Source organism: Psychrobacillus sp. NPDC093200 (genome assembly GCF_050280345.1).
In the GTDB taxonomy this organism is placed as follows: Bacteria; Bacillota; Bacilli; order Bacillales_A; family Planococcaceae; genus Psychrobacillus; species Psychrobacillus faecigallinarum.
In genome coordinates this window covers 555,660-568,336 of the sequence record NZ_JBNNVC010000002.1, presented here as the reverse complement: position 1 = coordinate 568,336, position 12,677 = coordinate 555,660, and the positions used below count along the sequence as shown (strand labels likewise).

16 protein-coding genes are annotated in these 12,677 nt (G+C 32.9%); 2 read left to right on the top strand and 14 right to left on the bottom strand.

Annotated elements, in window-relative coordinates:
* Positions 1-36 precede the first annotated feature (36 nt).
* From ACQKNZ_RS10455 to ACQKNZ_RS10425, 7 genes are all read right to left on the bottom strand, one after another.
* The gene (locus ACQKNZ_RS10455) at positions 37-372 is read right to left on the bottom strand and encodes a hypothetical protein (RefSeq protein ID WP_427659543.1); all 336 of its coding nucleotides are present in this window, start codon (positions 370-372) and stop codon (positions 37-39) included.
* Positions 373-429: 57 nt separating this feature from the next.
* The gene (locus ACQKNZ_RS10450) at positions 430-903 is read right to left on the bottom strand and encodes a GNAT family N-acetyltransferase (RefSeq protein WP_154310690.1); all 474 of its coding nucleotides are present in this window, start codon (positions 901-903) and stop codon (positions 430-432) included.
* Positions 904-1,096: 193 nt separating this feature from the next.
* Positions 1,097-2,011 (bottom strand): aminoglycoside phosphotransferase family protein, encoded by a 915-nt coding sequence (locus ACQKNZ_RS10445; protein WP_427659540.1) that lies wholly within the window; start codon positions 2,009-2,011, stop codon positions 1,097-1,099.
* A gap of 192 nt (positions 2,012-2,203) precedes the next feature.
* Complete coding sequence (locus ACQKNZ_RS10440; protein ID WP_427659538.1) at positions 2,204-3,001, bottom strand: phosphotransferase enzyme family protein; 798 nt, start codon at positions 2,999-3,001, stop codon at positions 2,204-2,206.
* 1,048 nt (positions 3,002-4,049) lie between these two features.
* Positions 4,050-4,610, bottom strand: a complete 561-nt coding sequence (locus ACQKNZ_RS10435; RefSeq protein ID WP_427659536.1) for a GNAT family N-acetyltransferase — start codon at positions 4,608-4,610, stop codon at positions 4,050-4,052.
* 442 nt (positions 4,611-5,052) lie between these two features.
* Positions 5,053-5,409 (bottom strand): GNAT family N-acetyltransferase, encoded by a 357-nt coding sequence (locus tag ACQKNZ_RS10430; RefSeq protein ID WP_427659534.1) that lies wholly within the window; start codon positions 5,407-5,409, stop codon positions 5,053-5,055.
* Positions 5,406-5,630 carry a GNAT family N-acetyltransferase gene (locus ACQKNZ_RS10425; protein ID WP_427659532.1) on the bottom strand — a complete coding sequence of 75 codons (225 nt, stop codon included), beginning with the start codon at positions 5,628-5,630 and terminating at the stop codon, positions 5,406-5,408. The genes ACQKNZ_RS10430 and ACQKNZ_RS10425 overlap by 4 nt, the downstream gene beginning before the upstream one ends.
* 67 nt (positions 5,631-5,697) lie before the next feature.
* Here ACQKNZ_RS10425 and ACQKNZ_RS10420 point away from each other — a divergent pair, with 67 nt between their 5' ends.
* Complete coding sequence (locus ACQKNZ_RS10420) at positions 5,698-6,219, top strand: hypothetical protein (protein WP_427659531.1); 522 nt, start codon at positions 5,698-5,700, stop codon at positions 6,217-6,219.
* Here ACQKNZ_RS10420 and ACQKNZ_RS10415 read toward each other — a convergent pair.
* The 3 genes from ACQKNZ_RS10415 to ACQKNZ_RS10405 all read right to left on the bottom strand — a co-directional run bounded on the left by ACQKNZ_RS10415 (position 6,142) and on the right by ACQKNZ_RS10405 (position 8,105).
* The gene (locus ACQKNZ_RS10415; RefSeq protein ID WP_427659529.1) at positions 6,142-6,420 is read right to left on the bottom strand and encodes a transposase; all 279 of its coding nucleotides are present in this window, start codon (positions 6,418-6,420) and stop codon (positions 6,142-6,144) included. The two genes, ACQKNZ_RS10420 and ACQKNZ_RS10415, sit on opposite strands and share 78 nt — an antisense overlap.
* A 75-nt stretch (positions 6,421-6,495) precedes the next feature.
* Positions 6,496-7,692, bottom strand: a complete 1,197-nt coding sequence (locus ACQKNZ_RS10410; RefSeq protein ID WP_427659527.1) for an MFS transporter — start codon at positions 7,690-7,692, stop codon at positions 6,496-6,498.
* Complete coding sequence (locus tag ACQKNZ_RS10405) at positions 7,692-8,105, bottom strand: MarR family winged helix-turn-helix transcriptional regulator (RefSeq protein WP_144536102.1); 414 nt, start codon at positions 8,103-8,105, stop codon at positions 7,692-7,694. Before ACQKNZ_RS10405 ends, ACQKNZ_RS10410 begins: the two co-directional genes overlap by 1 nt.
* 162 nt (positions 8,106-8,267) lie before the next feature.
* Between ACQKNZ_RS10405 and ACQKNZ_RS10400 the strand changes: the two genes are divergently transcribed.
* Entirely contained in the window at positions 8,268-8,768 is a 501-nt protein-coding gene (locus ACQKNZ_RS10400; RefSeq protein ID WP_427659525.1) for an N-acetyltransferase family protein, read from the top strand.
* 7 nt (positions 8,769-8,775) lie between these two features.
* Here the strand turns inward: ACQKNZ_RS10400 and ACQKNZ_RS10395 are convergent, their stop codons facing one another.
* The 4 genes from ACQKNZ_RS10395 to ACQKNZ_RS10380 form a co-directional block, all read right to left on the bottom strand.
* Positions 8,776-9,555, bottom strand: coding sequence for a class I SAM-dependent methyltransferase (locus ACQKNZ_RS10395; RefSeq protein WP_427659523.1), 780 nt, complete (start codon positions 9,553-9,555; stop codon positions 8,776-8,778).
* A 13-nt stretch (positions 9,556-9,568) separates the two neighbouring features.
* Entirely contained in the window at positions 9,569-10,144 is a 576-nt protein-coding gene (locus ACQKNZ_RS10390) for a histidine phosphatase family protein (protein WP_427659521.1), read from the bottom strand.
* A 348-nt stretch (positions 10,145-10,492) separates the two neighbouring features.
* Complete coding sequence (locus ACQKNZ_RS10385) at positions 10,493-11,140, bottom strand: hypothetical protein (protein ID WP_427659519.1); 648 nt, start codon at positions 11,138-11,140, stop codon at positions 10,493-10,495.
* Between the two features lie 280 nt (positions 11,141-11,420).
* Positions 11,421-12,656: a sensor histidine kinase gene (locus tag ACQKNZ_RS10380; protein ID WP_151109543.1), complete on the bottom strand. Its 1,236-nt coding sequence runs from the start codon at positions 12,654-12,656 to the stop codon at positions 11,421-11,423.
* Between the last annotated feature and the right edge of the window lie 21 nt (positions 12,657-12,677).

The following is a 12,677-nucleotide window of genomic DNA, read 5'->3' as shown; positions in this document are numbered from 1 at the left end:
AATATTCTGTCCTGCAATAATCAGAATATTGCCTAATTATTTACCTGCGTAAAAAAGCCTGTAAACCCTTTTGTGTTTGCAGGTATTTCTTATTGATGATTCAGCTCTATTCGGTTCGGGGCTAACAGTCTGATGATAGTTAATATCTATATCAGGATACGAGCGAAGAATATTACCATCAAAAATTATATAATTTAACCCTTTTACCTCATTAAACAATAATTTTTTTCTAATATTTACAGATGCATCTGGCATTTCTTTAATAAGAATTATCCAAATGTATTTGCTGTTGCTTTGAAGTCTGCTTATATCTTTCATAAAGCTCCTGATGTATAGGATACTCTCTCTTAATGCTTGGTAAAATTCATCCACAGTTTCATCATTATTCCTTCTTGAAGTAAAGCACCCGTTCGTATAATAACAAAATTATTATTTTATTTTTTTAACCATTTTAAAATTAGTCAATTTAACACCTTTACGTTCTACTATTTGTGAACAAACAATATTGTAACCTCGATGTTCAAAAAATGGCTTAGCTGTAATACTTGCTTCCACATCAATTTCTAAAAGATTTAATTTCTTTGCCTCAGATTCAAGCATATCAACTAAAGCAGTAGCTATACCTTGTCCTTGATAATCTTTATGAACGAACAGTCTATCTAAGTACCCAGTTTGCGTTAAATCGCTAAAACCAACAACCTTATCATTAGTTTTAGCTACAAGCGTTATATTTTGACCCAATGATTCCTTCCAAGATTTCATTTTAGATTCTTTTTCATCTATTGGTGCCCAAGCATCCAATTCTGCTTGGGAATAATCTTTTGAATTTACGGAATGAACTGTTTCATAAAACAAGGTAACAATCTCTTCTGTATCAGGTTCCTTAAACTTTGTAATCTTCACTTTCTGTTTTGCCTCCCGTTATTAGGATAAGCATCCTAATATACTTTAAATTTTACCACCAATTTCTTCTTGCACTAAACTGCTTACGTTAGTTTAAGTGTAACATTTCACAAACCCTATCACATTTACTTAACTTCAACTAGCACCATTTACTTTAATTACAATCCGTCACAATAAAAAAGGAATTTCAAACTTATATTTCTTCTGTATACCATTTAGGTTTTAATTCACTGAAGTAATCATGATCTTCTAAATAAGTGTAAACTTTACCTAACATATCATTTATTTTTTCTGGAACAGTTTTTAATGTCCATATTACATTAGAGAAGACACACATTGCTAGATAAAGTGAATAAAGCCTCCAAAAATATTCATCGGGTTCAGTATTATTAAAATAACCCCTTAGTTGTCCAATTGAAAAAGGAATGCTTACTTCCCGACTGAAGATACCAATTTTAAGAAATTCATGAATTGGATCGCCCCAATCATACCGGTTAAAATCTATAACTCCCGCAAATTTTTTATTATTTACAATGATATTTCCAACATGAAAATCATCATGTTGAAACACGCTCGGACGTTCTTTCATGAGATGTATATTTTCTTCAATAAAATTCATTATTTTATGGTCATTTTCAACTCTAATTCCACATGCTAAATAAGCATCAATATAGTTCTTATGTTTTTCCTCTTTCCTTGAATGCCACGAAGAGACATGACTTGGAGCCACAAACTGATAGATTTTCCTCAATTTTTTCCCAGCTTCAAAGCCAATATTAAATTGCTCTTGTTCTGAGTATTTTTGGATTTCTTCCTCGGCATCTTTACCCTCGATGTATGATGTGATCATGTACCCCCGACTCCCTACCTGCCCCATAGAGATCGGCTGTGAACAAGTAACGTTATATTTCTGCAACTTTTCTAGAATAGAATATTCTTTCTTTTTTGATTCAAACTCTTCTAACTTAAAAGTTCGAAGAAGTAACTTTTTGCTTCCATCATTCATATGTATTAGATATTTTTCATCTGTGGAAAACCCTTTTTTAATCTGAATAACATCCTTACAATTACTTATTAGAGGAATATGCTTTAATAGTGTTTCAATCATTTTCTCGCCCCTGTTCATTAAATTTTGAGAACAAATCATTGATTTATGATAGATTTATATTTCTTCTTTCACTAACCTGCACCTTTAGTTTAAGTGTACTACTTCACAATCTTAGAGATTTTCCTCTTTAGAACATTAATAAATAGCGTCAAACCTGCTAGGCTTAACGCTATTATTTATATCAATACTACTTTAAATCCATTCTTTTCCATGTTCACGAATGAATTCAAGTTCCTTTTGATAATGTTCATAATGTCCTTCATCGATCATCTTTTGAAACGCCATATCTCCTTCTTTAGCTTTCCTTTGTATGGTTTTACATAAGCCTTCAACGCGTAGCAAGACCATTTCTAAAAAGCCTTCCTCCATTCCCTCAATACCATATGACTCAAAAAACAATTTAACCCTTTGTTTTGTATGTTCAGCATCTTTTGATGGATCATAATAAACAGTCTCATATGTTTCAGTATGCCAATGTCTGCTTAATGGAACGCAAGTATAAAGAGCATAAGCTATATCCCAAAGTCTTGGACCAGGTGCAACTAGATCAAAATCAATAATCCCTACTGGCTTTTCGTGATTAAAAATAATGTTATAGACGGCAAAATCATTGTGACATAGCACCTCAAATGGCTGAGGTGTGTTATCGATTGGTTGCCAATTTTCTTCGATTGGAAAATCACTCACAGCATCATGAAATAAACGAAGCATTTTCGCTATCTCTTTTAAAGCATCATCAGACCACATGTATTGTTTTAAAGGATAGTTACCAGCTTCTCCTTCAATAAATGAAAATATCTCTCTATTTTTTTCATCAATACCTAAAAACTTTGGTGCGCAATTGAAATCTTTTTTCTCCAAATGTGTTAATACTTTATGAATTTTGGCACTATCTTCCTTTAAGTCTCGACGCACAGTATCTCCCGATCGATATACGTTTGAGACATTCCCACCTGATAGCATTTCTTCGTTTTCGTACTGACTTTTCATTAAAATTCCCCCAATATAGGGACTCTATGATTGTGTCAATAGAGATGTATTTTTACCCATAAGTAAAAGCAGATACAAAGGTATCTGCTTGGCAATGGGAATTTATATTGTCCACACCATGTAGCCCTTGAATGATTTCAGATCAACAAATAAACGTATCCTTAAGATGCAAGGAACGCAACTGTCTGTATCCATTTACCTTTTCATTTCAAGTTATTCCACATGTGTAATATAGATCCCCTTTATTTACATCTCTATTTTAGATAATACTAAAGATACTGAAATTGTAAAGAGAAATTAATTTATTTGTTAAATTTTTCTGTCTCCTCGCAATACCTCCAAAGTGTCCAACATTTATAATTTAACAACCCCACATAAAGCTTCTTATTCAACTAAACTGCACCTTTATTTCAATAAGATAAAAGGCTTTACTCCTTCTTGAAGTAGAGCACCCGTTAGCCATCCATGTAGCGCAAAATCAGCGCTACACCACAGAGGATGAAAATGTTTGTAGAATGGGTAGGATACTACGGCTGGGAGAGGAAAGTCGATCAACTTTGGTGCATCACACACTGTCGCTCTCTTACGGGAAGCACTCATGGGAGATTAATCCTACTCTGGTTATTGCACCAGCCTTGCCTTTATTCTAAGAAGAATGGAGTTGGTTCTTGATTTAACTTTCAGCTTAATATAATCAATCTGAAGGCTCAACCTTTTTTTAAAAAAAGCTATTTCTGAGTTTCTTTTGTTATGCTTTGTTATTGAATATGAGTGTTTTTTAATTTTCATGGGAGTTCAATAAGAACTTGTTTTAATTCGCACTTAATCTTCACCATACACTTCTTACTGAAAAAATAAAAGAACGTTCCGGGGAACGTTCATAAGAGGTGCTAATAGATTTTTGTTACAACGAATTATGTTCATACTTCAACATAAAAATCCGATAGAACAATATTGACTTAAATTCTTCTTAAACGAAGCCTCCGTTAGCCTCAATAAGAGTTATTATTATATAGATTTTTTAATGGAATGCTTATTCTACCATTAATTAGACTTGAGTATTTTTCCAATCTTTTCTAAGTATACCCATATAATAAATGTCGTGATAGCTTCCAAACCTGAATAGTTCCTCTTTTAAAGTCCCTTCCAAGAAAAATCCGCATTTTTCATATGAAGCAATTGCCCTTTTGTTGTAACTAAATACTTGAATTTTCACTTTATTTAAATTCATATAATTAAAAATAAAGTCTACCAATACTTTCATTGAGTCGGTTCCATAGCCCTTCCCTTGGTAGTCAGCTCCTATAGATACACCAACGTGACAAGTACCGTTTTTCCAATTCACTGAGTAAACAGATATCGTCCCAATAAAGATTTTTTCATCTTTAAGTTCAATCCCAAATATGTATTCATCCTTTTCAGGATTTATTTCACTAAGGAATTTTTCATGGTCCCTTTCTGTAGGTGGAAATGGTATCTCATCATTCATTAGTAACCGACTTTCCATTAAATCTTCAATTGCAAAGTAATCTTGATAATCCTCTTTTGTAATTTTACGTAAAGCGACTTTATCTCCTGTTAGAAACCTTTTACTATATTGATTAATCATTTTTATTTCCCCCAATTAAGTGCAGGGGTTAGTAGTAAGGGTTATTCTACTGAACCCTTGCGAAGTTTTTGTTGCTTTAATCCTTTTAAAACTTCTAGTGCAATAGATGCCATCATGAGTTCATCTCCCTTTTGTTAAGATAATGAAAGTGTATATTAAATTACTTTTTTATTCAAATAAATTTTAGCTGGTGCCATCTCACTATTTCTATAAGATAAAACATTATTTCAACAATTTTGAAGTAACATACTTATCTCAACAAGATGTAAAACCGCTTTCTCAGACTTTGGGTCTCCGTATTGACCTCCAAAGATAATATATTGCGATTCAATTTGTATGCACTAATTTCACTTATAATTTTTAAATAAGACAATATCCCTTATTCAACTAAACTGCCCCGTTACTTCAATAAAAAATAGAGTTGCCTAAGCAACCATGATCTTTAACTAATAATATAGACAGTATATTCTCTTGGATTAATAAAAACTAATTTACTACCTAAATTGATTGAAGCAACATTATTAACATCGCAATCCCAACGAGCTTGAATATTTTGGGAAAGGCAATAATCCATAAATTGTTCAGCTACAATACTTGCTAAACCTTTTCCTCTATAATTTGAGTCGGTCATTATATCTACTTCCGCATAACTTTTAGATTTAAAAATGGAAACAGCTTCACTAATAATTCTCTCTCCATCCTTCACACAAAAACCAATCTCATTTTGAAGAAAATTATCTGTGGAATCCCAATATTCATCGTAGTAGTTTTTATCAAATTCCAAACAATGTTCTATCAAATATTGATTTTTCTATTTTTATATGCCATTAAATCAAAAGAAAAACCATAACGTTGTATTTTTCTTATTTTCTTCTCAAGGCATTTTTCAATTGCCTGATTCCAAGTAGGTTCAGAAGAAAACAATGTAAATCTTTTCCCCTGATTAACTGATGCCTCGTTTACTCTAACTATGTTCTTAAGAAATAGCTCATCAGATGATTGCTCTGTAACGTAATACAATCCTTAATCGGTGTTAATAAGCAATGATTCATAATTGGTGGAATCTGCACGCAGCGTTCCTTTAATAATGCAATCTAATAATCTAAATACAAATGTTGGTGCTTCTTTAATTTTCTTCTTTATTATATTAAAATGTTCTTTTGGTAAACGCTCTGAAATCAAAGGAAAAGTGGCGTCCATTCAGAAAAAAGAAAATAAAAAACAACCTCCCATGAAAATTAAAATTATTCCTGCACGCTTTTTACCTTTTCTTGATGCAGGCTCAGTTGTTTCCGACATTATGGGTGTCTCATCCCTTGATATGCTTCGTGCGATCGCCGATGGTGAAAACGACCCAGAGAAACTGGCAAGCTTTGCCCGTCGAACAATGAAGAAGAAAAAGGATGAACTTGACCTAGCGCTTCGAGGGTATATCAATTTACACCAACGACTAATGTTAAAAACCATTCTGACTCATATAGAATTTCTTACCGAACAGATTGACCTGCTAAATCAAGAGGTGGCTACTAGATTATCCTCCCACCAAGAAGATATTGAGAGGCGCAGCTGCTTTATTAGGAGTTACTCCAAAATCATTTATAAAGTTTAGTACATCCATTTTAAAGTTCCCATCATAATTTGTATTGGAAGAATCAACAGCTTCTTCTCCATTTGCGTTATACAGGGCCATCCAATCCTTTAAGGGGGTTAAACTAATATTAAATTGATCAGCTATAGTTTTATAGGAAGCTGTTCCTTTTAGATAGGTTAAAACAGCTTGTATTTTTAATTCTGAACTATATTTTGTCATAGAAAAACTGCCCCTCCAATTGTTAGATGGTGTCTAACAATTGGGGTGCAGTACATATCCTTTGTCTTTTTTAAATTAAGATATATTCAACAGTTCTTTGTCTTTCCTACCATGCAGCAGATGGTATAGAGGAATGCAAATGACGATTAAAACGACCATGGAGAGGAAAATCGGACGATAACCACTATAAGGCACTATAAATCCTAATAGAAATGGACCAATTCCTAATCCAATATCATATAAAATGAAGTAGGTTGAGGTAGCAAGTCCAAATCGATGAGGTGGAGTAACTTTCACCGCAACGCTCTGAGCTATCGAATTAAAATTACCGTAGCCGAATCCAATCAGCGCAGCAGCAAGTAGAAGCATCCACCCTGCTGTAGCTTGGCTAAATAAAAACATACCTAGTGCAAACAAAACGAAACAAGGATAAGCGACAATATTAGCTCCTTTAGTATCTAGCAATTTCCCTGTGAATGGACGAGAAATAATAACTACTATCGCATAAATTAAAAAGAAATAACTTGCTGCAGATACAAGGTCTACCTCTAATGCATAGAAGGATAGAAATGACATTACGCCAGAATAACTAAAGCCTATTAAGAGTGCCACCATAGAAATTGGTAAAGCTCTTGGTTCTATGAATTTCGAGATAAGCGAGCTTTTTTCTAAAGGCTGGGAACTAGATTTCGGCAATGACACATCTATTTTTACAACTGCATAGATGATTAAGCATACAAATGACAATACAATATTTAAAGCAAAAATCCATTGAAAACCATTTTCAGCTTTAAGTAATAGAATACCTATAAACGGACCAATGGCAGTTGCTAATATTGCACTTAAACTGTAATAACCTATTCCCTCTCCCTTTCTAGTATTAGGTAAAATTTGCGCTATGATTGTTCCGGTTGCAGTACCTGCAATACCAACAGCAATTCCTTGAAGCAATCGAATAATAATTAGAAGGCCAATATTGAAGGCCGCAAAATATAAGATAGATGTAATAGTAAAAAATACTAAACCTGTCCATAGTGTTTTTTTTGTCCCTAAATCGCCTATGACTCTTCCTGTTCCTAACCTTCCTATTAATGAGCCTATTATAAAAATACTAGATACTAGACCAGCTGTACTTGTAGAGGCACCGTATTTTGATTGGGCATAGGAAGCAATTGTAACTATTAATAAATAAAACATTAAAGTGATCATAAAATTGATCAACGAAACGATTAAAAATTGCTTTGTCCATAGTTTTTCCTTTGTCACCGTCATCATCTTCCCTTTAAATTAACAAGTAATTTTTCCAATACTTGTTCTGTAATTTGTCTTTCTTGCTCAGTAATACCAATCAGTAAATTCTTTTGTAGGGTATCCACTATTTGTTTCGTCTCTTTATACTTTTCTACCCCGTTACTCGTTAAATGCATTACTTTTTGTCTTTTGTCTTGACCTATTCCTATGTAAATTAACTCTTGCTCAACTAGTTTTTGAGCAATTGGAGTCACCGAAGGTTTTTCAACTCGCCAGTAAGTAGCTATATCAGTGAAGGTTGAAGGTCCTTCTTCGTAAAGAATACGTATGAGTCCCCACTGAACTTCGGTTAAGCCAAATGGCAGTAGTAAATCCTGCATCTTACTACTGTATGGCCTAGAAATTAGTTTTAATGTCGTGAAAAATGGTTGCATAAAATTACTCCCTTGTTGATTAGTTACAATAGTTAGTTAGACTAACTAATATTAATTGTTTTCGTTCGATTTGTAAAGACAACTATTGTATATTTTCGTCTTAAATTTTACTTGTAAAGTACAAGTAAATTATTTATATTCTTTACAAGGGGGAATATAAACGTGGAATATATATGCAGATTATCTAGTGAAAAAGACTGGGAGCAAATCAAATATATTTATGAGGCTGGCATTGCTACAGGTAACGCAACATTCGAAACGTCTGCTCCTTTATCCTATGAGAAATGGATCTCAAAAGCCGATCAGTTTTGTACCTTTATCATTTATCATGGTGAATTAGTGTTAGGTTGGTGTAGACTTTGCCCCGTTTCAGACAGAGCAGTTTATGCAGGGATTGGTGAAGTGGGTATCTATGTTCATCCCAAAGCCACTGGAATGGGAATTGGAAATAAGTTGCTTCAAACACTGATCACTAAGTCAGAAGAACAAGGCTATTGGACGCTGCAGGCAAGTATTTTCCCAGAAAACAAAGCTAGTATACAACTACACAAGAAAAATGGGTTTAGAGTAGTAGGTCACCGTGAACGTATTGGTAGACTGAATAATAAATGGAGAAATAATTATTTTTTAGAAAGAAGAAGTAGTATAGTTGGACAGGAATGATCTTCTATTAAACAATTGCTCGTACAATGTAATAGGAATTAGTTACAGACAAGCCATTAGTTTTGTTTGCTTCAAAGATTTCTGTAATCTCTATTAAATCTTTTTTTATAATTTTTTCCATCACAGTTGGGTGCTGTCCAAAGCACCTTTTTCTTATAATATCCATTGGGCTATGGATTAACTCATTACTGCTAATAATTTCTATCTCCCATTCATAATAATTGGCCTCTATTAATCTACTTTCAATAGTTTTTTCAGTAGAATCCAATGATAAATTGGCGGTAAAAAGATTTGGAAATAATTCAGATAGTTCATTCTCTTCGTGATTTCCAGGGTGCAGCCCAAGTATAATTCCGCCTTTTTTTACAATATGCTTTAGAGCAGGATAACCTGAAGTTGGTCCCTTTCGAATGTAAGCACAATTAAACTCATTTTCTTTAAAAGGTAAACCTTGTTTAGTGCTTCCTAACACAAAAGAAACATTCTTTGGCTTATTCATTTCCCCATAACCGATAAAATGATTAGTTACATCAAATCCTACTACTTCTTGTGCAATAGAGCTACAATGGATCGCGAATTCACCATGCCCACACCCGACGTCCAAAACCTTTTTGTGTGAAACCAAGTTTATAACCTCTTCATCAAAGATTGATTCTCCATTAGGCTTAATAATAGTGGAATTCCAAGGGTATAGATAAGTTCCTTGAAACTTCCCAATCTGGTCGTACCAATCTAACGAATGTGGTGCGATCCATTCAGCAAATAAAGTTGGATTAAGTAATGTCATATCTTACATCCTCCTATTTTGTTAAGTGGGTAGTTTGATTATAATCCTTTACTTTCCAACGATCTTGTTTATATTCTAGATTACTTATACAGGCATTTAACAATTTTGTCTTCCCTGAACCAATTTTACTATCTGAAAGGAGCGCTAATATAGCATTAATGACAGCTCCGTGAGCAACCAAAATTATTTTTTTATTGGGGTAGCTTTGGATGATATCCTTTAAACCTGAAACAATTCTTTCTTGTAGGTCCTCTATGCGTTCTAAATTGGGAATCTGTCCATTCACATAGTTTTGCGCCCTTTCTTCCCTAGTTAGTCCTTCTGCATCCCCGTAGTTTCTTTCTATAAATTTATCCATTGTATAAATCGGAAGTTGAAGAGCCCTATTAATAATTTCACCAGTTTCTTTTGCCCTTGATAAAGGACTTGTAATGATTAAATCAAACCTTCTATTCATCAAATAAGAACTTGTTTCCTTGGCCTGTATTTTTCCTTTGGAATTTAAAGGAATATCGGTTCTTCCCTGTATTTTCCCCAGGTCATTCCAATCGGTCTCTCCATGTCTAATTAGGCATATGCTGTTATTCATGTTGCTCCCTCCCCGTCCAAAATTATAAACTGATTATTAATATTACTATAATTTCGGTTGATAATCATCCTATTAATTTAGAGTGTTCGGAGATAAGTCACATTTTTTCATCAAACAACATAAACGATGCGAAAAAGACAGTTCCGTAAAACTCTCATGGTAAACAAGTCTTTGGGATGTGAAATCTTATATCTATGAAAATTTCCATTAAGTTCTTTAGAAATAATACAATTTTGTCAGAGAGATTAAGGTTCGCTACTAAGGTGTATGAGTGATACAAAGTTATACTTTCATCTATAATATTAATTGTACAACCCATAATACAGTACCAATTACAATGTTTTGCTATTATTGACGGTCCACTGATACTTTTTCTCCTAAACCACCATCATCCCTTATTTCAAACTTCCCAATTTTTCCTGGTTCCGAAAGAATCGCCATGCCCTTTACTTCGTGCTGAGAAACTTCACCTGTATTATTAGTATATTCTACCTTAACGATAAAATCGTAAAATTTGGGTGTGTTATTATTCTCACTTTTAGTTACTTGTATATCTCTAATCTTCATTTCGTACCTAACATTCTCGTCATAGCCTAAATATCCATAATGGAAATGAAAAGCAATAATATTTGAAATAAGAGTATCAAAAGCATAATCCATAAAGTAAGGACCATACTTTTTTTTCACTAAGCCCTCGTATGCACGCCATTCTTCTGAGACTCCCGTTTCTTCTATTCCATTTACTTCATTAGCCTCAGGAGTGCTACTCCCTATTTCTGTCATTTTTTTATCTATATTTTTAACAACAACCAAATATTCTTTGTTCGGAACTGTAAATTCTGATTCAAGAACAGCTTGGACTGCTTCGATATTTTTCTCTTCTGTTGTAATAACCACTTCTTCTAGTTCATGTATTTCTTCCGAACAGCCTCCAAACAAAAAACACATGCTAATAAAGAATAAGATGCTTCCCATTTTTATTTGTTTATTACCCATAAATAATCCCCCCTTATTATTTATTTCACACTAAAATTATTTAAATCTAATACGTTTTAAAAACTGAAAAGTTACATTTTTCTCTCATTTACATAAAACTTACAAGGTTCCTTTTAATAAAATTAGTATTATATCTAAAGTCGATTGACTACATAAAAAAACACCACAACTGACACATACCTTATTAAAGGTTTGTATCAGTTGCGGTGCTTTTATTTAACATTATTATTATAATTTCAAAAACGTTTTTTTAATAGAACCAGTTACTTTTAACCCTTTTTTAAACTGGTATAGTTATAGTAAATATAGTCCCTTTTCCTTTTTGACTTTTTACTTCTACATTTCCTTTTAATGTGGAGATTGTACCATATACCATTAGCATACCTAATCCTGTACCCTCTTTTTTATTAGAATAATAAGGTTTCCCTAACTGGCTTATTTCTTCGGAAGTCATGCCTATTCCTTCATCCTCTATCGTAATGATTAGATTTTTTCCTTGCTGTTCGGCCCGTACAAGAAGAAGTCCCCCCTTGCCTTTCATTGATTCTACACCATTTTTTAGTAGATTAATTATGCACTGTTTCATTTGATTTTGATCAAATTTAATCTTCACTGTGTTCTGAAATAATAGCAAGATTTCGACTTCATGGAATTTAGCATAAGGCATCATAACATTTTTAACGTATACTAATTCCTCTTCTAATGTAGATTGAACCATATGAACCGATTGAGGCTTAGCAAATGCTAAAAAATCATTTAGTATGTTTTCAGCTCTATTTAACTCCTTCAAAGAATAATCAATATAAACTTTATCATTTGGAGTAATATCTTTTGAGACGCTTAATAATTGTAAAAAGCCATTTGTTACAGTTAGAGGATTTCTTATTTCATGAGAGACACTCGCAGATAATTCGCTCATCACATGCAACCTCTCCGCTCGAAGAAAATTATCTCGCTGTTTAATATTAGATAAAATTTTCTCGACCATACTCAAGTTAAACAACATAACTATGACATATGTAACAATAATATAAGCAGCAACAGTCCAATATTCAGTAGTTAGTTTGTCAAAAAAAGTAGTAAGAGAAATTAAATAAGTCAAATCGTTGATTAATACCATTAAAATACCAGTGAATATTCTCTTCTTAGGGGAATAATTAATAAACCTTTTGTGCATTAGTGGAACAATAGCAAAAGCTACAGTTGAGAAAATAAAGGATTGTATAACTCCTTCTCCCCCTACAAAAAAACGTACTATATTTAAAATAATATAAAGTGGAAACAATTTCTTATAGCCACCGTAAAGAGCCAAAGTGAAAAACGGTATATATCTTAAATCAACTGTAAAACCTAATTCTAATCTAATTGGATAAATCATGCATAAAATCATTGATATTGATGAAGATAGTATGAAAAAGTATATATATTCTTTTCTCTTTTTGTTATCTAAAAAGACGACAAAAAGTAGAACAGGTAAAGTAATAAATAATATATTAATCAGAAAAGTTTGTAGCAACCGAATGCCTCCTTTCAGCAT

What these genes read in the sequence shown, in the direction of transcription:
- ACQKNZ_RS10445 (WP_427659540.1), bottom strand. Translation starts at nt 2,011, where the DNA reads ATGATTGAAACACTATTAAAGCATATTCCTCTAATAAGTAATTGTAAG.
- ACQKNZ_RS10440 (WP_427659538.1), bottom strand. Translation starts at nt 3,001, where the DNA reads ATGAAAAGTCAGTACGAAAACGAAGAAATGCTATCAGGTGGGAATGTC.
- ACQKNZ_RS10435 (WP_427659536.1), bottom strand. Translation starts at nt 4,610, where the DNA reads ATGATTAATCAATATAGTAAAAGGTTTCTAACAGGAGATAAAGTCGCT.
- ACQKNZ_RS10420 (WP_427659531.1), top strand. Translation starts at nt 5,698, where the DNA reads ATGCAATCTAATAATCTAAATACAAATGTTGGTGCTTCTTTAATTTTC.
- ACQKNZ_RS10415 (WP_427659529.1), bottom strand. Translation starts at nt 6,420, where the DNA reads ATGACAAAATATAGTTCAGAATTAAAAATACAAGCTGTTTTAACCTAT.
- ACQKNZ_RS10410 (WP_427659527.1), bottom strand. Translation starts at nt 7,692, where the DNA reads ATGACGGTGACAAAGGAAAAACTATGGACAAAGCAATTTTTAATCGTT.
- ACQKNZ_RS10405 (WP_144536102.1), bottom strand. Translation starts at nt 8,105, where the DNA reads ATGCAACCATTTTTCACGACATTAAAACTAATTTCTAGGCCATACAGT.
- ACQKNZ_RS10395 (WP_427659523.1), bottom strand. Translation starts at nt 9,555, where the DNA reads ATGACATTACTTAATCCAACTTTATTTGCTGAATGGATCGCACCACAT.
- ACQKNZ_RS10390 (WP_427659521.1), bottom strand. Translation starts at nt 10,144, where the DNA reads ATGAATAACAGCATATGCCTAATTAGACATGGAGAGACCGATTGGAAT.
- ACQKNZ_RS10385 (WP_427659519.1), bottom strand. Translation starts at nt 11,140, where the DNA reads ATGGGTAATAAACAAATAAAAATGGGAAGCATCTTATTCTTTATTAGC.